We start from the raw sequence: 20,852 nt of genomic DNA on the forward strand, positions 1-20,852 counted from the left end.
CTTCCAAGAAGCCTCTGTTTCCGTTGCTAAGAACCTATGGGGATGCGCCGTGCTCGCGCAAACTATTTTTCCGACGAGTTTCGGAGTGTGTCAGTCGTGGTCTTCTCCAGGGTCCCGACCTGCGCAGATGGCCAGTACGTCGGGTCCGTAGAGGTCCAGCTTGGCGCGTCCCACGCCGGCGATCGTCGCGAGTTCGCCCCGGGTGTCGGGGCACAGTTCGGCGATGGCCAGGAGGGTCTTGTCGGTGAACACGCACCAGTCGGGCATGCCCTGGCGCCGGCCCTGGGCCAGGCGCCATTCGCGCAGTCGTTCGTAGAGGCCCTCGTCCAGGTCGGAGGGGCAGTCCTCGCAGCGCAGCAGTTTGATCTCGCCGGCGTCCATGAGGGTCTTGCCGCAGACCCGGCATTTGGCGTTGCCGCGCCGGCGCCGCGCGCGGGCGTCGCGCTCGGGGGTCCCGTCGGGGCCCAGGCCCGCGCCGGCGGCGCCGGTGCCCGCGCCTCCGCGACCGCGAACGCCGCCGGAACCGGGGCGCAGCCCCTTCAGGAAGCGGCTGGGGCCGCGGAAGTTGCGTCCGCCGGGGGACCGGGCCAGGGCCCAGGAGAGGGTCAGGTGGTGCCGGGCGCGGGTCACGCCGACGTAGAGGAGGCGCCGCTCCTCCTCGATCTGTTCGTCGGTCTTGGCGTAGGTGATGGGGAGCATGCCGTCGGTGAGCCCGACGAGGAAGACGGCGTCCCATTCGAGGCCCTTGGCTGCGTGCAGGGAGGCGAGGGTGACGCCCTGCACGGTGGGGGCGTGCTGGGCGATCTGCCGGGCCTCCAGTTCGGCGACGAACTCGGGCAGGCCGGCGGTGGGGTGGGCGCGGCCGAAGTCGGCGCCGAGGCGGGCGAGGGCGGCCAGGGATTCCCACTGGTCGCGGGCGGCGCCGGAGCCGGCGGGCGGGGTGGGGCTCCAGCCGTGGGCGGTGAGGACGGCGCCGACCTGGTCGCCGAGGCCGACGGCGTCGGCGAGGGCCGGATCGTTGCCGGCGGCGCGGGCGGAGCCGCGCAGGGTGATCAGGGCCTTGCGGACCTCGGCCCGTTCGAAGAACCGTTCCGCGCCGCGCAGCTGGTAGGGCACGTCGGCGTCGGCGAGAGCCTGCTCGTAGACCTCGGACTGGGCGTTGATCCGGAACAGGACGGCGATCTCGCCGGCGGGCACCCCGGCGGCGATCAGGGCCTTGATCCGGCGGGCGACGCCCTCGGCCTCGGCGGGTTCGTCGGCGTACTCGGTGTACGCGGGCTCGGGGCCGGGCTCGCGCTGGGAGACGAGTTCGAGGCGGTGCTCGGCGGCCCGGCCACTGGCCTGGGCGAGGATCCCGTTGGCGAGGTGCACGACCTGCGGGGTGGAGCGGTAGTCGCGGACCAGCTTGACGACGGTGGCCCGCGGGTAGCGGGCGCGGAAGCCGAGCAGGTGGTCGGGGGTGGCGCCGGTGAAGGAGTAGATGGTCTGGCTGGCGTCGCCGACCACGCACAGGGTGTCGCGGTCGCCGAGCCACAGGTCGAGCAGCCGCTGCTGGAGGGGGCTGACGTCCTGGTACTCGTCGACGACGAAGTGCCGGTACTGGCGGCGGACGGTCTCGGCGATGTCGTGCCGGTCCTGGAGGATGCCGACGGTGAGCAGCAGCACGTCCTCGAAGTCGATCATGCCCCGGTCGCGTTTGATCTGCTCGTAGTGGGCGTAGACCTGGGAGATCTCGGCGGCGGCGCGGGGGGTCTCGCGGCCGGCGAGGGCGGCGGCGCCCGCGTAGTCGGCGGGGACCGTCTGGGTGACCTTGGCCCATTCGATCTCGCCGGTGAGGTCGCGCAGCTCGTTGCGGTCCAGGCGCAGGCCGCAGCGGTCGGCGGCGGCGGCCACGAACTGCACCTTGCGTTCCAGCAGCCGGGGCAGCTCGCCGCCGACGGCCTTGGGCCAGAAGTACTGGAGCTGGCGCAGGGCGGCGGAGTGGAAGGTGCGGGCCTGGACGCCCTCGGCGCCGAGCTGGCGCAGCCGGCCGCGCATCTCGCCGGCGGCCCGATTGGTGAAGGTGACGGCGAGCACGCTGGTGGGGGCGAGGAGGCCGGAGCGCACCCCGTAGGCGATCCGGTGGGTGATGGCGCGCGTCTTGCCCGTGCCGGCCCCCGCCAGGACGCACACGGGCCCCTGGAGGGTCGTGGCGACCTCGCGCTGCTCGGGGTCGAGCCCGAGGAGCACCGCGTCGGCGGTCTCGGCGACCGCCGGGAAGCTGGGGGTGTGGGTGGCTGCTGTCACTCCGCCATGCTGCCAGGTTCGGTGGGACGGAAGGGAACGTTGTCCACAGGGGAAACGCTGCGGTCATACCGTCGTACGGAACGTGACCCGCGACTCCCGTCACATCCTGCCGCCGACGGGAATGCGCCGGCGCCGGCGTACGTTCGACTGGATCGGACGGTGTCGGACCCACCCGACCACTCCGATCAGGCCACACACCGCCGGGCATGCCAGAGGAGAGCGCAGCCATGCAGGACAAGGGTTCCGTGACGATGTACAGCACCACCTGGTGCGGCTACTGCCGTCGCCTGAAGTCGCAGCTCGACCGCGAGGGCATCGCCTACACCGAGATCAACATCGAGCACGACCCGGACTCGGCCGCGTTCGTCGAGAAGGCCAACGGCGGCAACCAGACCGTCCCGACCGTCCTGGTCGTCGGCGACTCGGGCACCGAGTCCGTGATGACGAACCCGAGCCTGGCCCAGGTCAAGCAGGCCCTCACCGTCTGACCGACCCCGGCCCGCCGGCCCCCACGAAGGCCCCCGCATCCCGGGGGCCTTCGTCGTGTCCGAACGGACCCTCGCGGGCTCAGGGGGTCGGGGGCGGGCCGGGCTTGGGGAGGGGTTGGCCGTACCAGAGTTCCACCAGGCGGGCCGCGATCGAGATGCCCGACGGGGGCAGCACCTCGCCCGCCTCGATGGCCTTCCGCAGGTCCTCGCGGGAGAACCAGCGGGCCTCCTGGATCTCCTCGCCGTCCACGGAGATCTCCGAGGACGTGGCCCGCGCCGTGAAGCCCAGCATCAGGCTGTACGGGAAGGGCCAGGGCTGGCTGGCGACGTAGTCGACCTGTCCGATCCGGACGCCGGCCTCCTCCCAGACCTCGCGGACCACCGACTGTTCGATGGACTCGCCCGGCTCCACGAACCCGGCCAGGGTCGAGAAGCGGCCCTCGGGCCAGTGCACCTGCCGGCCGAGCAGGGCCCGGTCCTCCGCGTCCGTGACCAGCATGATCACGGCCGGGTCGGTGCGCGGGTAGTGCTCGGCGCCGCAGCCGGGGCAGCGGCGGATGTGGCCGGCGGCGGCGACGACCGTGCGGTCCCCGCAGCGGGAGCAGAAGCGGTGCATCCGCTGCCAGTTCTCCAGGGCCACGGCGTGCACCATGAGGCCGGCGTCGCGGGGGCCGAGGAGCAGGCCGGCCTCGCGCAGCCCGGCGGGACGCGCGGACTGGTCGATGCGGCCGGGCAGGGAGTCCTTCTGGAGGGCGAAGTAGTGCACGCCGCCCTCGTCGGTGCCGAGGAAGTAGCGGTGGGTCTCGGTGACCGGCGCCTCGAAGGCGGGGGTCATGACGATCTCGGTGCCCCCGTCGGGGGTGTCGTCGATGAGGACCTGTCCGCCGGAGACGACGAACACGCGCGTGGTGGGGTGGCTCCAGGCCGCGGCGAGCCACGCCTCGTCGAGACGGTGGTGGGCGGCGCGGTCGATGCCGCTGGCTTCACTGAGCGACACGGGTCGCTCGGTCGAGGTGCTCACGTGGTGGTTCCAACTCCCCCGGTGGTGTGGGACGGACAGGCGCCCCTGCGGACGGACGGTGTGGTGCGCGGGCCGCCGCCGGCCGGCCCCGGCACGGTGGTCGGGGCGGGGCGGGCGGCCCGCGGTGGCGGTGGGCTCAGGTGGTCGCGGGCACGTCCGCCTCGGCCGGTCGCCAGGTGGTGCCGAGGTCCTCCCACAGGTGGGCGGCGGTCTCGACGCCCTTGAGGAGGAGGTTCAGCTCGACCTTCTCGTTGGGCGAGTGCCAGCCGTCGGAGGGCACGGAGATGCCGAGGAAGAGGACGGGCACGTCGAGGAGGTCCTGGAGGTCGGCGGCGGGGCCGGAGCCGCCCTCGCGGGTGAAGCGGACCTTCTGTTCGAAGGCCCGTCCCATGGCCCGGACCACCGACTTCAGGGCCGGGTGGTCCAGGGGGGTCAGGCAGGGACGGGTGGGGGCGCCGAAGACGATCTCGTGGCGGATGCCGGCGGGGATCCGGGCGGCGACCCAGTCCTTGACGGCCGCCTCGACCTCGTACGGGTCCTGCCCGGACACCAGGCGGAACGATAGCTTCAGGTGCGCGGAGGCGGGCACGATGGTCTTGCCGCCGGGGCCCTGGTAGCCGCCGCCGATGCCGTTGACCTCGGCGGTGGGGCGGGCCCAGATCCGCTCCAGAGTGGAGTGCCCGGCCTCGCCGAACGGGGCGTGCGAGTGCGCGGTGCGCAGCCATTCCGCTTCGTCGAAGGGCAGCTCGGCGAGGAGGGCGCGTTCGGCCTCGCCGAGTTCGGCGACCCCGTCGTAGAAGCCGGGGATCGTGACGCGCTCGTCCTCGTCGTGGAGGGCGGCGACGAGACGCGCGGCTATGGTCGCCGGGTTGGGCACGGCCCCGCCGAAGGCGCCGGAGTGGATGTCCTGGTCCGGGCCGTACAGGTCGATCTCGCAGTCGGCGATGCCGCGCATGCCGGTGCAGACGGTGGGGGTGGTCTCGTTCCACATGCCGGTGTCGGAGACGATCGCGACATCGGCGGCGAGGCGGGCGCGCTCGCGCTCCACGAGCTCGCGGAAGTGGATGGAGCCGGACTCCTCCTCGCCCTCGATGAGGAGCTTGAGGTGCACGGCGGGCGCGGTGCGCCCGGTCGCGGCGAGGTGGGCGCGGACGCCGAGGGTGTGGAAGAACACCTGCCCCCTGTCGTCGGCGGCGCCCCGCCCGTACATCCGCCCGTCGACGATCACCGGCTCGAAGGGCTCGGTGTGCCACCCGTCCTCGCGGGCCGCCGGCTGCACGTCGTGATGGCCGTAGACCAGGACGACGGGGGCCCCGGGGTCCTCGCTGGGCCATTCGGCGAACACGGCGGGCGCCCCGGGGGTCTCCCAGACCTCGGCGACCGGGAACCCGGAGTCGCGCAGGGCCCCCACCAGCCATTCGGCACTGCGCCGGACGTCGGGCGCGTGCTCGGGCTGGGCGGAGACGGAGGGGATCCGCAGCCACTCGGCGAGGTCGGCGAGGAAGGCGGTGCGGTGGCTGTCGATGTACGTGCGGACGACGCTGTCCGGGATTGCGCTCATGCCCCTGAGCCTAACCGTGTGTCGGAAGGTGAAGCTCGGCGTCCGGTTTGCCCGGCCCGCCTTGGAGGATGCGCTCAAGGGCGGCACGGTCGGGCAGGCCCGGGGGACGGATGGTGCGCCCGGTGCGGACGTGGTGGAACGCGGCGGTGATCCGCTCGGGCGGCGTGCCGGTCTGTTCGGCCCAGGCCAGGCGGTAGACGGCGAGCTGGAGCGGGTCGGCGCCGGCGGCGCGGCCGGTCTTCCAGTCGACGATCTCCCAGCGCACCAGCCCGTCGGCGTCGACGCTCCGGTACACGGCGTCTATCCGGCCCCGGATCACCCGGCCCGCGAGGGTCAACTGGACGGGCACCTCCATGCGGTACGGGGGCCGGTCGGCGTACGGGCCGGCCTCGAACGCGGCCTTGAGGCGTTCCAGGTCGCGTTCGTCGGCGATCTCCTGGTCGGTGCCGGGGAGGTCGGCGATCGGGTCGAGCACGTCGAGGTGCGGCAGCGGAAGATCCGCGAACCGGGACTCGACCCACGCGTGGAAGCGGGTGCCGCGCCGGGCGGCGGGCTGCGGCGGCTGCGGGAGGGGACGGGCCAGCTCGCGGGTGAAGGCGTCCTCGTCCTCGGCGAGGCGCAGCACCTGCGAGGCGGACAGGGCGGTGGGCAGCTCGACCTCGCGAACGGCGGCGCGGGACCGCAGCAGCTCCCCTTCGAGGGCGTCGAGATCCCGATCCCAGGACTCGACGGCCCGCCGCTCCTCGGGGGCGAGGCCGAGCCCGGGGTCGATGGAAACGGGCTCACCGGGCACGTCGACCGGCGCCCCGAGGGCGGGGTCGTCGGGAGCTGCGGCGGCTGCCTCGGTGGCTTCGGCGCTGTCGACGGCCTCGGTGGCGTCGGCCCAGGGGTCGGCGTCCCAGGGGTCGGGCTCCCACTCCGGCGGGGGCCCGTCGCCCGCGCCGTCCGCGCCGCCAACGCCGTCCGGCTCCTCGCAGTCGGGCGGCCACACGTACTCGGCGTCGTGGGCGTCGGCGTCCGCCTCGCCCGCCCGCGCCGCGCCGGCGCTCGCGTGGCCGGCCCGGGCGCGCGCCAGGTACGCCTCCACGAGGTCCGCCGCCGCCCGCCGCATCCGGTGCGTGTCGGGGTCCAGCGGCAGCGGCCACGCCGCGTCCACGGCCCCGGCCGGGTCCAGCGCCGGGTTCTGCGCGTCCTCCTCGGGCTCCGGCGCCCACGCCTCGACCTCCGTCCACGGCCCGTCGTGCACGGCGTCCAGGAACGCGGAGGGGCCGCGCCGCTTCTTCTGCGTGGGCCCCCACCAGTGTCCCGAGGCCAGCAGCAGGGACCGGGGCCGGGTGAAGGTGACGTAGCCCAGCCGCAGCTCCTCGACCCCCTTGTGCGCCCCGAGCGCCGCCTTGAACGCCGACAGCCCCTTCGCCGTCCACTCCGGGTCCGCCGGCAACGTGGCCGCGTCCCCGCGCAGCGCGTACGGCAACACCTTCGCGTGCGCCGTCCACGCGTCCGGGGCCTTCTCCTTCGGGAAGCCGCCGCCGATCAGGCCGGGGACGACGACCACGTCCCATTCGAGGCCCTTGGACTTGTGGGCGGTGAGGACCTTCACGGTGTTCTCGCCGCCGACGAGCGGGTTGTCGAGGCCCTTGTCGTGCCGGTCGGCGGTGCGCAGGAAGGCGAGGAACGCGGGCAGGCCGGCCTCGCCGTCCACGGCCGCGAAGCCGGCGGCGACGCCCAGGAAGTTGTCGAGGGTCTCCTTGCGGCGGGCGGCCAGCGCGCGCGGGGACGCGGCCAGCTCCACGTCCAGGCCGGTGGTGGACAGCACCCGGTGCAGCACGTCCATGAGCGGGTCGGAGAGGGAACGTCGCAGGTCGCGCAGTTCCCGTGCCAGGTGCGCGAACCGCACCGTCGCCTCCGGGGAGAACGGGAACTCCGCGTCGAACGCCGCCCCGGGCCCCTCGTCGCCACCGACACCGGCCCCGTCGAGGAACACCTCCAGGGCGTCGGCGAGGGAGACGATCTCGGCGGGGTCCACGCCCTCGACGGCGGCGGCCAGCCGGTCCTCCCCACCGGTGTCGCGGGCGACGAGCCGGCGCGCGAGACGCCCGAGCAGGGCCAGGTCCCGGGGGCCGATCCGCCAGCGCGGGCCGGTCAGGATCCGCACCAGGTGCGCGTTCGCCCCCGGGTCCTGCAACACCTCGCACACGGCGACGAGGTCGGCCACCTCGGGCAGGTGCAGCAGCCCCGACAGGCCCACGACCTCGACCGGCACGTCCCGGGCCACCAGCACGGCCTGGATCGCGCCGAAATCGGCGGCGGACCGGCACAGCACCGCGATCTCCCCGGGCGCGCGGCCGGTGCGGATCAGGTGGGAGACGGAGTCGCCGAGCCACTCCAGCTCCTCCTCGTGCGTGTCGAGGAGGGCGCAGCGCAGGGTTCCGTCGTGCTCGGCGTCGGGCGCGGGCCGCAGCGCCTCCACCCCGTCGTGCCGGGCCCGCAGCGGGGCGGCCAGCTCGTTGGCGAGGGTCAGGAGCCGGCCGCCGCTGCGGCGGTTCTCGCTCAGCGCGAAGCGGTCGGCGGGCCGACCGTCGGCGTGCGGGAAGTGCTCGGGGAAGTCGTCCAGGTTCGCGACGGACGCGCCGCGCCACCCGTAGATGGCCTGGCAGGGATCGCCGACGGCGGTCACCGCGTGCCCGGCGCCGCCGCCCGTGTGCCCGGCGCCGTCCGCGTGCTCCGTGCCCGCGCCGAACAGTGCCGACAGCAGGCGGCGCTGGGCCACGGAGGTGTCCTGGTACTCGTCGAGGAGCACCACCCGGAACTCCTCCCGCAGCAGCGCCCCCACCTCGGGCCGGTCCTCGGCGAGCCGTGCGGACAGGGCGATCTGGTCCCCGAAGTCGATCAGGTCACGGGAGCGCTTGGCCTGCCGGTAGCGCTCCACCAGTTCCAGCAGCTCCAGCCGGGCCCGCGCGGTGTCGGGGACCCGGCGCAGGTCGGCGTTGGTGAGCTTCGCGCCGGCGAGCTCGTCGAGGAGGGCGAGATCGTACGCCCGCAGCGTGTCGGGGGTCACGAGGTGCTCGGACAGCTCCCCGTCCAGCGCCAGCAGCTCCTCCACCAGGTCCGGCACGGACCGCGTCAGCGCCGGGAACGGGCCCGGGGCCTCGCGCAGCACCCGCGCGGCGAGCTGGAAACGCGTGGCGTCGGCCAGCAGCCGCGTCGTCGGCTCCAACCCGATCCGCATCCCGTGGTCCTTCAGGAGCTGCCCGGCGAACGCGTGGTACGTGGAGATGCGGGCCTCCCCACCGGCCGCCTCCTCCTCCCCCGGCAGCGGATCCGGGTCGAGGATCCCGGCCCGGCCGAGCGCGGTGCGCACCCGCTCGGCCAACTCGCCGGCGGCCTTGTTCGTGAACGTCAGCCCCAACACCTGACCGGGCTCCACCTGCCCCGTCCCCACCAGCCACACCACGCGGGCGGCCATCACGGTGGTCTTCCCGCTCCCGGCCCCCGCGACGATCACCTGCGGCGACCGGGGCGCGGTGACACAGGCCATCTGCTCGGGCGTGAACGGAATCCCGAGGAGCTCCTTGAGCTGCTCGGGGTCGCTGAGTACGGGAGTACGCGGGGCCACCCGAAAAGGCTAGCCCGCACCACGGACACCCGGCCCGCGCGCGCCCCTCCCCTCAGGCGCGACCGCGCCGGCGGCGGGCCCGCAGGACGAGGGACTCGATCAGGATCGAGGTCAGGGTCGTCACGGTCACGGTCCCGAACAGCAGCATGGTCACGCCGACCATGTACAGGCCGCTGGCGTCGTCGGACCAGTCGTACCAGGCCCCGAACGTGACCCCGGCCGTCAACCCGAGCGCCGACGCCATCCCCCACGGCGTGGCGGCGGTCGCCCACACCCCGGCGAGCACCGTCAACCCGAGCCCGAGCACCTGCCACACGGCGTACGTCTCGTTCGGCACCCCCTCGACGGTCGAAACGTGCAGCTGATCCCACCCCAACCAGGCCGCCCAGGCCCCGGCCCCCACCACCCCGGCCACCAACCCGGCACCAATCCGCCCGAACGCGGGACGAGACCGGGGACTACGCAGTACGTCGCTCATGCGCCCCAGTCTTCGGGCGGGGGGTGGGCGGCGGGGAGAGTACGCGTACTCATCTCCACCCGGGTACCGGGGCGGGCGGGCACGGGCAGCGAGCCATCCACCGGTGGCAGGACCAGACCGACGGGGCGACGTCCCGGCGTGTGCGGGGAGCGGATCCGCGCCTTCGGGGCCTCCGCACGGGCGCAGGGGTCATCCCCGCGTGCGCGGGGGCTGGTGCCGTCCGAGCGGACGATGCAGCGCGTCGGTGGGGTCATCCCCGCGTGCGCGGGGGCTGGTCAGGGTCGGCGAATTGGACGGCGGCGTCGACGGGGTCATCCCCGCGTGCGCGGGGGCTGGAGGTTGTCCAGATCTCCCATCGAACGCAGGTCGGGGTCATCCCCGCGTGCGCGGGGGCTGGAGTCTTTCACCTGCGGGTTTGTGGCGGCGGGGTGGGGTTTTGAGTAAGGATTGAAGATTGCGACATTCCGGGCATTGCGGGGGCCTTGGGTAGCTGGGGGCCTTCGTTAGGGGGTGTTCGGTTGTTATCGTCGCGGATTTTTTGGGCGGGTGGGGTGCGGACGGCGGGATGGGGTTGGGCCCTTCGCGCACCAGACCGTTGGGGGGGGGCTGGGGTGGCCGCCTGCCGGCGGCGGGTAGGTCAAAGGCTTTTCCCAGGGGCGGCGGAGGGACGCCGGGGTCTGGGGCCGTGGCCGTTCGACGGTTCGCTCGGGGTCGGGGTTGGTCCACGGCAGGCGACCGGCCCGGGGGCGGCTGGGGTGGGCCGCTCCATGAACTGCGACCGTGCGCCCCGCCACCCGCCGCGCCCACCGGGCGGTCTCGGGCGGGTGCGGGCCCGTCGTGCCACCCCGAACCCCGGCCGCCTGACACCAGGCGGGCCCGACTGCGACCAGCCCGGCGTGTCGCCACGTCGCGCGGCCGTCTGACACCTGGCGGGCCCGGGTACGACCGGGCTTGTGTGCCCCCACGGGGCGGCCGACCGACACCGGGCGGGCCCGGAGTGGGCCGGTCCGGCGTGTTGCCACGTGCCTCAGCCGTCTGGCGCCTGGCGGGGTCGGGGTGGGACGGGCTGGTGTGTCCCCACGGGCCGACCCGCAGGCAGGGGACGGGCTTGGGCACAGGTGGCCCCCCGCCCGGCACGTTTCTTTCGGATAGGGGGCGGTGCCGGCAGAGCGGTTGGCTTGCGCCGGTGGGGACGGGGTCAAGGGTGGCGCTTGCGCCATCGCGCAGCGACGCGACCGAAGGGAGCGCCCTTGAGGCCGTCCACACCGGTGAAAGACGATCGGGCTGCCGGGAGCGACCCGACCCACACCAGCCACCGACCAGAACCACGCACCGCCCGCAGGCGCCCGCGCGGCTGTGTCAGTCGATCGTGTGGCGGCCTTCGGCTCGGGCGCTGCACGAGGAGCGGAAGGAGCAGCGGGTGCAGTGTTCGCCCGTGGTGGGGGTGAAGCGTTCGTCGAGGACGCGGCCGGCGGCCGTGGCGAGGAGGTCCGCCGCCCAGTCTTCCGGGCCCTCGCCGAGCGGGGCCTGGGCCTGGATCTTGGGGGCCTCGTCGCCGCCCTCCTTCTGGGGCGCGCCCTGGCGGAGTTGGACGAGTTCGGCGCCGCCGGGCGGGGGGCGGGTGCCGTCGAAGGCCGCGTCGACGGCGCCTTCGCGGACGGCGAGCTGGTAGACGGCGAGCTGGGGGTGGCGTTCGACCTGGGCGCGGGTGAGGGTGCCCTTGCCGGTCTTGAAGTCGACGACGTAGGCCCGCCCGGCCCCGTCGGCTTCGACGCGGTCCATGGAGCCCCGGACGCGGACGGCGTATTCGCCCGCTTCGATCGTCACGTCGAATTCGTGCTCGGTGGCCACCGTGGTGCGTCCGCCCCGGTCGGAGTGGTGCCAGCGCAGGAAGCGTTCGAGGGCGGTGCGGGCGTTCTCCTTCTCCTGCGCGGATTTCCACGGCGCGTCGAAGGCGAGGGCGTCCCACACGGTGTCGAGGCGTTCCATCAGCACGTCGAGGTCGGCGGGGGTGCGGCCGGAGGCGACCTCGTCGGCGAGGACGTGCACGACGTTGCCGAAGCCCTGCGCGGCGGTCGCGGGGCTGTCGGCCTTGACCTCGCGGCCGAGGAACCACTGGAGGGAGCAGGTGTTCGCGAGCTGGTCGAGGGCGCTGCCGGACAGGACGACGGGCCGGTCCCGTTCACGGACGGGCTTCTCGGCGCGGGTGGGCTCGTGCAGGCCCCACCAGCGTTGCGGGTGGGCGGCGGGCACGAGCGGCCGGCCGTCCTCGTCGGTGAGGGCGGCGAGCCGGGCGAGTCGACGGGCGGCGGCGTCGCGCAGGGCGGGGCTCGCGGCGGGGTCGACGGTGGTGGCGCGCAGTTCGGCGACGAGGGCGGGCACGGACAGGGGCCGGCGGGGCCGGCCGGTCACGTCCTTGGGGGTGACGCCGAGTTCGGTGAGGAAGCGGGAGGGCTGGTCGCCGTCGTCGGCGGCGCCCTTGACGGCGGTGACGACGAGCCGGTCCCGGGCGCGGGTGGCGGCCACGTAGAACAGCCGGCGTTCCTCGGCGAGCATCGCGCCGGCGGTGAGGGGCTCGGCGAGGCCGTCGACGCCGATGCGGTCGGCTTCGAGGAGGGAGCCGCGGCGGCGCAGGTCGGGCCAGACGCCTTCCTGGAGCCCGGGGACGACGACGAGGCTCCACTCCAGGCCCTTGGAGCGGTGCGCGGTCATGAGGCGGACGGCCTCGGTGCGGCGGCCGGCGGTGCGGCCGGAGAGGGGGTCGGCGGCGATGTCCTCGGCTTCGAGCTGTTCGAGGAAGTTGAGGGCGCCCCGGCCGCCGGTGCGTTCCTCGGCGCGGGCGGCGGTGTCGAACAGGACGCACAGGGCGTCGAGGTCGCGGTCGGCGTTGCGGGCGGCGGCGCCGCCGCGCGAGACGCCGCGCAGGAGACGTTCGCGCCAGAAGGTGCCGTCCCACAGGGTCCACAGGGCCTCTTCGGCACCCCCGCCGCCCGCGAGGAGCTCGCGAGTCTTGCGCAGGAGCAGGCCGAGGCGGTGGGCGGCGCGGGCGTGACCGACGTCGTGGGCGAGGAGGCGTTCGGGCTCGGCGAGGGCGCGGGCGAGGAGCACGTCGGAGGGGGCGGGGGCGGGCGCGCCGGCGGCGCGTTCCTCGTCGCGCAGGGCACGGCCGAGGCGCCGGAGGTCGGCGGCGTCGAGGCCGGCGAGGGGGGAGGTGAGGAGGTCCAGGGCGTCCTCGACCGAGAGCCAGGACGGCGCGGCGTGGCTCTCCTGGGGGGCCTGGGGGGCGGGGTCGTGCGGGTCGGCGGCGTGCGAAGCGGCGGCGTGCGGAGCGGCCTCGGACGCGGGGTAGGCCGGGGCGGGGTCGGCCGGGGCGGCCTCGGGCTCGGGGGTGAGGTCGGACGGCCCGGGTCCGGGACCGGCCGGGGCGGCCTCGGGCGCGGACGGGGTCGGGGAGGGGGGACCGGACGGGGTGGGCCCAGATGCGCGGCCGGACGAGGCAGTCGGGGCGGCCTCGGGGGCGGACGGGGTCGCGGAGGGCAGGCCGGACGGGGCGACCGCGGGCGCGGGGCCGGACGGGGCGGCCTCGGGCGCGGAGGTGCGGCCGGACGGGTCGGGCCCGCGCGTCAGGCCGTGGGGGGCTCCGTCGGGAGCGGGAGCAAGCGTGGGTGCCTCGGCTGCCAGAGCGGAAGCAAGCGTGGGTGCCTCGGCTGCCAGAGCGGGAGCGGCAGCGGGTGCCTCGGCTGCCGGAGCGGGCTGGGTGGGCGCCGTGGCCGGTGTTGCCGGTGTTGCGGGGGCGTTCTCCGGTGTGAGGTCGGGCGGTGTGTCCGCGGCGGTCGGGCCGGGCGTGGCGGGCTCGGGCGTGAGGCCGGACGGGGACGGGACGTGTGCCTCGGGGGCCGGGTCGGATCCGGTCGGGGTCGGGGCCGTCGCCTCGGTGCGTTGGGGAGGGACGTGCGGGGTGGGGGTGTCCACCGGGGTGGTGAGCGCGGCCGTGGCCGTGACGCGCAGGGCCGTGAGGAGGGGGGCGACGGCGGGTTCGTGGCGCAGGGGGAGGTCGCCGCCGTCGGTCTCCACGGGCACGCCGGCGGCGGCCAGGGCGCGGCGGACGGAGACGAGGGTGCGTCCGCCGGTCCGGACGAGGACGGCCATGTCCTCCCACGGCACCCCGTCCTCCAGATGGGCGCGGCGCAGGACGTCGGCGACGTTGTCGAGTTCGGAGCCGGCGGTCGGGTAGGTGTGGGCCTCGACGCGGCCGCCGTCGCGAGTGGCGGTCAGGGCGCGGTGGGCGCGGACGGCGGCGGCGGGCAGGCGGGGCACGGACATGCGGGTGGTGAGGAGCCGGGTCGCGGCCAGGAGCGTGGCGCGGGAGCGGCGGGACACGTCGAGGGTGCGGACGCGGGCCCCGGGGAACGCGTCGGTGAAGCCGAGGATGCCGTTGATGTCGGCGCCCCGGAAGGCGTAGATGGACTGGTCTGGGTCGCCGAACGCGGTGATCGTGGCGCCACCGGCGGTGAGGGCGCGCAGGAGGCGGACCTGGGCGGCGTCGGTGTCCTGGTACTCGTCCACGTAGACGGCGTCCCACTGGGCGGCGACGGCCGGGGTGCGTTCGGCGAGGAGGACGGCGCGGTGCACGAGCTCGGCGTAGTCGATGCTGCCCTGCATGTCGAGCACGTCGAGGTACTCGGCGAGGAACGCGGCGGCGGCCGTCCAGTCGGGGCGGCCCTGGCGGGCGGAGAACGCGGCGAGGGCCTCGGGGCCGAGGCCGAGTTCGCGGCTGCGGGCGATCACGGCGCGGACCTCGTCGGCGAAGCCGCGGGTGGTGAGCGCGGCGCGCAGGTCGTCGGGCCAGCGGATGGGGCGGTGGGCCTCGGGCAGTTCGCGGTGACCGGCGAGGAGGGAGCGGACGGTGACGTCCTGCTCGGGCCCGGAGAGCAGCCGCAGGGGTTCGGCGAACAGCTCGGGGTCCTGGTGCGCGCGGACGAGGGCGTAGCAGTAGGCGTGGAACGTGGTGGCCTGCGGGGCGCGGCCGCCGGTCAGACGCAGGGCGGTGCGGTCGCGGAGTTCGACGGCGGCCTTGCGGCTGAAGGTGAGGACGAGGATCCGGGAGGGGTCCGCGCCGGCGGCGACCTTCGCCGCGAGGGTCTCGACGAGGGTGGTGGTCTTGCCGGTGCCGGGGCCCGCGAGAACGAGCAGCGGACCGCCGGTGTGATCAACCACGGCCTGTTGCGCTGCGTCCAGTGAAGGAGGATCCACCTGTTCCGGCCCGGTGCGCACGAGGCGGTACGCGTCCGGGGTCCGGGGCCGCGGTGCGCGGTCCGTCGCGGGAGGAGAGGTGAGCACGTGGAGGGCCGGTCCTGGTCGTTCGAGGACCCGTGCGGGCGTCGCACGGGCGGGCCGCCCGCGGGCGGGCGAAAGAGCAACGCTACGACACCGGTCGGGGTGTGCGCAGGTCCCGCAGGTGAGCGGGTGCGCGGGGGTGCGGGCGGGGTGGACGGAGGGTGTGACGGCACGAGCGGAGCAGGCGACACGGGCGGGGCGAGCAGCGTCGGTGGGGCGGGCGGCGCGGGCGGCACCGGTGTGGCCTGCGGGGCCCGTGGTGGGTGGGCGGATCGGCCGGGCCCGCCGGAGCGCCCGGAGCGCGGGGGCGGGGGTGGGCGTCGTGCGGGCCTGTCGTCGGGAGGCCGACGTGGGCCGAGTGGTGTGGCGGGTGGTGCGGGGGTGGCCGGTGGGCCGGGGTGGGGGCGCGCGCGGGGGTGCGGGGGTCGCTCGTACGGGCCTGTCGGGAGCGGCGTGGGGGTGGTGGGGGCCCGGGTATGGCCGAAGCTGTCCCCCGTGGGTCCGCGCGCGTGTCCGGTGCCACCCGCGGCCCGCACCGGGCCCGCGGGCGGGCCGCCGTGCCGCGTCGCGCGGACGGGCCGGGGCGGCTCTGCGGAACGGGCCGGAACGGCGTGCCGGGGCGGGGCGGCTTGCCGTGTCGCATCGGTCTGTCGGGCCGGGGTGGAGTGGCGGGCCGTTGCGGCGTGGTCAGTGGTGGGGGTCGGCTTGGGTGTGGTCGGTGGGGGTGGTCGGGTGGTCGGGGCGGCCGTTCCAGCGGGCTCGGCGCATGTCGACGCGGGGGCCGGTCGCGGAGTCGCGCAGTGGGGTGCCCTCGGCGCGGTACTCCGGCAGGGCCCGGTGTTCGTGCCCGGGCAGGGGGCGGCCGTCGGAGCGGACCACCCGCCACCAGGGCACGGCCCCGCCCCAGCGGGCCATGACGGCGCCGACCTGGCGGGGGCCTCCGGTGCCGAGCCATTCGGCGACGTCGCCGTAGGTCATCACCCGGCCGGGCGGAATCAGCTCGGTGGTGGAGAGGACGCGTTCCGCGTAATCGGGGAGTTCGCCGGGGCCCGGGGGCGGGTCGGCGGGGTCGTGGGCGGTGGGGTCGGCAGGATCGTGGTCCGTCACCGTGCCCATGGTGCCGTACGTCCCGCACGGGGGTTCCGACGCCGTGCTCGGGGGTCCCGGGGGACGGATCGGGGTGGGCTCGCGGCCCTGCCGGTCCGGGGCCGGGCCGGTCCGTGCCACCATCGTGCGGGCGGTGAGCCGTGATACGCGAGCAAGAAGAGACGGAAGTGACGACGAAGGAGCGCGGTGTGAGTCCACCGGAGAAGTCGGGGCCAGGGGCCGGGACGGGTGACGTCCCGGACCCGGGCGGCTCCGCCGCGCCCGGATCTGCGGGACCCGAGGGGCCGTCCGGCCCAGGGGGGCCGGTCGACGGGGAGTCCGGGGTCACGGCCCCGGTCGAGCCGCAGGCCGGCCGCCGGGCGCGCCCGGCGCACACCCCCGACCCGGCCGGTCGACACCACGCGCCCCACGGGTCCGACCGGTCCCACGGGTCCGCCGGCTCCGACGGGTCCGACCGGTCCCACAGTTCTGACCCGTCCCACGGGTCCCGCAGGTCTGACCGGTCCCACGGGTCCGACGAGTCCAACGGGTCCGACGAGTCCAACGGGTCCCACGAGCCTCGCGAGGCCGACGGAACCCAGGAGCACCTCGGGTTCCAGGAGCCGGACCGGCCCCGTGAGCCGAATCGGTCGCACGAGCCCGACGCCTCCCACGCGCCCTCGGATCCCCCGGCTTCCCCAGCGTCCCCGGTTGCCCCGGGGGCCTCGGCTCCCCCGACATCCCCGGCTCTCCCGGTGTCCTCGGCTCCCCCGGCGTCCCCAGCTCCCCCGGCTCCCCCGGCATCCCCCGTGCCCCCCGCCCCCCATGTGACCCCCGAGCCCGGTCGGGCTCACGCGGCTCTCGTGCCCCGGACCCCGCATTCGGCGGTGTCCGCCCGCGAGGTCCGGGACGACCCCGGGGTCGTGCTCGCGGGTGCGGATGCCGATGCCGAGGGGCATCGGGCCGTGGAGCGGGTGGAGGTGGACGAGCCGCTGCTCGCGGCCCGCGTGCACCGGCCGTCCGATCTGCTGCGCCTGTTCTCCTGCCTGCTGGGCATCGCGCTCGTGCTGGGCCTGGCCGCGTTCGCGCACGGCACGACCGCCGGCCTGGAGAAGGACATCAGCCAGGGCACCGCCCAGGTCCCCATCCTGCTGATCAACTTCACCGGCCTGGTGTCGGGCATCGCCGTCCTCCTCGTGCCGGTCGCGTTCGCGATCGAGCGCCTGATCAAGCGGGACGGGCTGCGGATCGCCGACGGCGTGCTGGCCGCCGTCCTCGCGCACGGCGTGACCCTGGCCACCGACCTGTGGGTGGACCGGGCCGCGCCCGAGACCATTCAGGACGCGCTGACCCGGGCCGGGCCGGCCGGGTTGTTGACCGACCCCGTGCACAGCTACCTCGCGCCGGTGATCGCCTACATGACGGCGGTCGGGATGGCGCGGCGCCCGCATTGGCGGGTGCTGCTGTGGGCGGTGCTGCTGCTGGACGCGTTCGCGATGCTGGTGCGCGGCTCGATCACGCCGTTCTCGATCGTGTTGACGGTGCTGATCGGCTGGGCGGTGGCGTACGGGACGCTGTACGCGGTGGGTTCGCCGAACGTGCGGCCCACCGGGCAGAACCTCCTCGCGGGGCTGCGCCGGGTCGGTTTCCGGCCGGTGAGCGCGGCGCGCGCGGAGGTCGCGGGCGATCCGGGGACGGCGGAGACCACCGGCTCGGACGCCGGGGACTTCGGCGCGGACCGGGGCCGGCGCTATCACGTGGTGCTGGAGGACGGCCCGCCGCTGGACGTCACGGTCGTGGACCGCGAGCAGCAGGCCCACGGCTTCTTCTACCGGGTGTGGCGGCGGCTGACGCTGCGCGGGATCACCACCCGCCGCAGTCTCCAGTCGCTGCGGCAGGCCCTGGAGCAGGAGGCGCTGCTGTCGTACGCGGCGATCGCGGCGGGGGCTCGGGCGCCGAAGCTGATCGCGACCTCGGAGCTGGGGCCGGACGCGGTGATGCTCGTCTACGAGCACATCGGGGGCCGGACCCTGGACAACCTCGACGACGCGGAGCTGACCGACGAGCTGCTGGGCAACGCCTGGGAGCAGGTGCGGGCCTTGCAGTCGCGTCGGATCGCGCACCGCCGGCTGACGGGGGACGCGTTGCTGGTGGATCGTTCCGGCAACATCATCCTGACCGATCTGCGGGGCGGGGAGATCGCGGCGGGCGATCTGGTGTTGCGCATGGACGTGGCCCAGTTGCTGACGACGCTCGGCCTGCGGGTCGGGGCGGAGCGGTCGGTGGCCTCGGCGGTGCGGGTGCTGGGGCCGGACACGATCGCGGACTGCCTGCCGCTGCTCCAGCCGATCGCCCTGTCGCGTTCCACCCGCGCGACCCTGCGCCGGCTGGCCCGCGAGCGGTCCCGACGGCAGCGCGAGGCGGTGCTGGAAGCCTCGCGGGTCTCGAAGGAGGAACGGGAGCGGGCGCGCGCGGCGGCCGCCGCCGAGGGCGCGGAGGAACGCGCCGCGGCGGGCGCCCCGCCGATGTCGACGGTGAGCACGAAGGCCGAGACGAAGGCGGAGCGCCGGGCCGAGAAGCGGGCCTTGGACGACGCCATGGACGGGGTGCGGGAGGAGGATCTGCTGAGCCAGATCCGCCGCCAGGTGCTGCTGATCCGTCCGCAGGCCCCGGTGGAGCCGGCCCGACTGGAGCGGATCCGGCCCCGGACCCTGGTGTCGATCATCGCGGGCGCGGTGGCGGCGTACTTCCTGCTGTCGAGCCTGACCGAGGTGGACTTCAAGCGGGTCGTGGACGAGGCCCGGTGGGGTTGGGTCGGGGTCGCGGCGGCGATCTCGGGGCTCAGCTACGTGGCCGCCGCGATGAGCCTGCTCGGGTTCGTGCCGGAGCGGGTCGGGTTCTGGCGGACGGTGCAGGCGCAGGTGGCCGGTTCCTTCGTGAAGCTGGTGGCGCCGGCGGCGGTCGGCGGGGTCGCGCTCAACACGCGGTTCCTGCAACGGTCCGGGGTGCGGCCGGGGCTGGCGGTGGCCAGTGTCGGCGCCTCGCAGTTGTTCGGCCTGGCCAGTCACATCCTGCTGTTGCTGTCCTTCGGCTATCTGACGGGCACGGAGAAGACTCCGGAGATGACCCCGTCGCGGACCGTGATCGCCGGGCTGTTGACGGTCGCGGTGCTGGTGCTGGTGGTGACGGCGGTGCCGTTCCTGCGGAAGTTCGTGGTGACCCGGATGCGGGCGCTGTTCGCGGGCGTGGTGCCGCGTCTGCTGGACGTGTTGCAGCGGCCGCAGAAGCTGATCACGGGCATCGGCGGCATGTTGCTGCTGACGGGGTGCTTCGTGCTCTGCCTGGCGGCGTCGATCCAGGCGTTCGGCGCGGACGCGTCCTCGGTCAGTCTGGCGAGCATCGCCGTGGTCTTCCTCGCGGGCAACGCGCTGGGGTCGGCGGCGCCGACGCCGGGCGGTGTCGGCGCGGTGGAGACCACGCTGACCTTCGGTCTGATCGCGGCCGGGCTGGACAAGGACGTGGCCCTGTCGGCCGTGCTGTTGTTCCGCCTGATGACCTTCTGGCTGCCGGTCCTGCCGGGGTGGATCGCGTTCAACAACCTGACCCGCAAGGGCGCGATCTGAGCGCTGCCGCACGGCGACGGCCGGGGTCGGACGGGACACGCTCCCCGTCCGACCCCGGCCGTTCTCACGACGCGGCCCGCCCCGGCCCGGGCCCCGGCCCGGCGGGTCAGAAGGCCAGGGTGAGGGTGAGCAGCAGGGCCAGGGAGCCGAGGACCTCCACCGCGCCGACCACCGCGACCTTCGCCCCGGTGCGGGGCATCACGACGGCGCGCAGCAGGTAGCCGGCGAAGGGCAGGGCCAGCCACGGCGAGAGCGCGGCGGCGGCCGGCACCAGCACGGCGTGCAGGGCGATCGAGGCGCGCCGGTACCCGGGCGAGTTCTTCTCCCGGATCATCGTCTTGACGTAGGGGACGGTGCCGCCGAAGTACAGCAGGCACGCGAGGGCCGGGGCCCATCCCTCGGCGGGGGTACCGCCGCCGAGCACGAGGGTGACCACGAGCATCCCGCAGGCCGGGACCACCGCCGCGAGGCCGTTGACCAGGGCGCGTTCCCGGTTGCGCCAGGCGTGCCAGGTGTTGACGGCCACGAACGGGGCCGCGCAGCCGGCCGCGAGCAGCAGCCACGGGTGCGTCCACGCCAGGGGCAGGGCGCAGGCCGCGAACACCCCGCCGAGGACGAGCGCCGGGCGCACGTGCCGGCCGGCGGCGCGCGGGTTGCGCGAGAGCCGGCGCAGTCGCAGCCACTGCTGGGCGTGGAAGGAGGCGATGTAGCCGAGGACCCAGGTCGGCAGCAGCAGGGCGTGCCAGGGGGTGGGGTGGGGAGCGAGGAGGGTGCCGGCGAGGAAGGGGACGGCGAGCATGGCCCAGGCGCCGTGCTGGTCGGGGATCCAGCGGACCTTCTTGCGGCCGCCGCGCTTGCCCGCGGCGCCCTTCTTCCCGGGCCGGGCGCCCTTGCCCGCGATGTCCTTGCCCTCGGTGTCCTTGCCGATGGCGCCCTTGCCCGCGGTGTCCTTCTTCACGGGCCCGGCGCCCTCGCGCGGTCGCACCGCCGTCGGGGTCGGTCGGCCGCCCCGTTCCCGCTCGTCCATCGCCCCGGGCCGCCTTTCGGAATTCGCCGTGGGATATTCGGCATTCGATCGCGTGATTTCGGCCCCTCCGTTCACGGAATCGGGCCTTTCCAGTCTGGCACCACACGGCCCTGTGAAAATCCGGGAATTGGTCACGCCGGAACGGGACCTTTGCCCCCGAAGCCAGTCGATTTTCGGACGTACCGTCGTTTCTGGTCCCTCGTGCCGGGCGCCTGCCTGCCCTCGTGCGGGCCGGGTGTGCCCGTGGTCCACGGGGCCGCCCACACCACGGAAGCTTGGCCTGGAGGGTCGCGCGTTGCATGAGCAGCAGGTCCGGGAGGGCCGAACGA

The 20,852-nt window shown here is 75.0% G+C and carries 10 protein-coding genes; 2 read left to right on the top strand and 8 right to left on the bottom strand.

All coding sequences use genetic code 11. From position 1 onward, the window contains the following. Positions 1-90: 90 nt before the first annotated feature. Entirely contained in the window at positions 91-2,286 is a 2,196-nt protein-coding gene (locus ACN20G_RS07195) for an ATP-dependent DNA helicase UvrD2 (RefSeq protein WP_424211890.1), read from the bottom strand. 227 nt (positions 2,287-2,513) lie between these two features. Here ACN20G_RS07195 and ACN20G_RS07200 point away from each other — a divergent pair, with 227 nt between their 5' ends. Then, on the top strand, positions 2,514-2,774 hold the full coding sequence (locus ACN20G_RS07200; protein ID WP_424215407.1) for a mycoredoxin: 261 nt from the start codon (positions 2,514-2,516) through the stop codon (positions 2,772-2,774). Between the two features lie 79 nt (positions 2,775-2,853). Here the strand turns inward: ACN20G_RS07200 and nudC are convergent, their stop codons facing one another. From nudC to ACN20G_RS07230, 6 genes are all read right to left on the bottom strand, one after another. Next, positions 2,854-3,771, bottom strand: coding sequence for an NAD(+) diphosphatase (gene nudC, locus ACN20G_RS07205; protein WP_424211892.1), 918 nt, complete (start codon positions 3,769-3,771; stop codon positions 2,854-2,856). Positions 3,772-3,931: 160 nt separating this feature from the next. Further along, positions 3,932-5,356: a dipeptidase gene (locus ACN20G_RS07210; protein ID WP_424211893.1), complete on the bottom strand. Its 1,425-nt coding sequence runs from the start codon at positions 5,354-5,356 to the stop codon at positions 3,932-3,934. Between the two features lie 10 nt (positions 5,357-5,366). After that, positions 5,367-8,972, bottom strand: coding sequence for an ATP-dependent DNA helicase (locus ACN20G_RS07215; protein WP_424211894.1), 3,606 nt, complete (start codon positions 8,970-8,972; stop codon positions 5,367-5,369). A 52-nt stretch (positions 8,973-9,024) separates the two neighbouring features. Then, a complete protein-coding gene (locus ACN20G_RS07220; protein WP_424211895.1) occupies positions 9,025-9,450 on the bottom strand; it encodes a hypothetical protein in 426 nt (141 codons plus the stop codon). 1,359 nt (positions 9,451-10,809) lie between these two features. Further along, positions 10,810-14,724 carry a UvrD-helicase domain-containing protein gene (locus ACN20G_RS07225; RefSeq protein ID WP_424215408.1) on the bottom strand — a complete coding sequence of 1,305 codons (3,915 nt, stop codon included), beginning with the start codon at positions 14,722-14,724 and terminating at the stop codon, positions 10,810-10,812. 750 nt (positions 14,725-15,474) lie between these two features. Then, positions 15,475-15,903 carry an MGMT family protein gene (locus tag ACN20G_RS07230; protein WP_424211896.1) on the bottom strand — a complete coding sequence of 143 codons (429 nt, stop codon included), beginning with the start codon at positions 15,901-15,903 and terminating at the stop codon, positions 15,475-15,477. An 893-nt stretch (positions 15,904-16,796) separates the two neighbouring features. Here ACN20G_RS07230 and ACN20G_RS07235 point away from each other — a divergent pair. Further along, complete coding sequence (locus ACN20G_RS07235; RefSeq protein WP_424215409.1) at positions 16,797-19,496, top strand: lysylphosphatidylglycerol synthase domain-containing protein; 2,700 nt, start codon at positions 16,797-16,799, stop codon at positions 19,494-19,496. A gap of 106 nt (positions 19,497-19,602) precedes the next feature. On the opposite strand, the gene ACN20G_RS07240 is transcribed toward ACN20G_RS07235, so the two are convergent. Beyond that, positions 19,603-20,523 carry a YwiC-like family protein gene (locus ACN20G_RS07240; protein WP_424211897.1) on the bottom strand — a complete coding sequence of 307 codons (921 nt, stop codon included), beginning with the start codon at positions 20,521-20,523 and terminating at the stop codon, positions 19,603-19,605. Positions 20,524-20,852 lie beyond the last annotated feature (329 nt).

Origin of the sequence: Streptomyces dryopteridis, from assembly GCF_049606955.1 — a bacterium.
GTDB lineage: Bacteria > Actinomycetota > Actinomycetes > Streptomycetales > Streptomycetaceae > Streptomyces.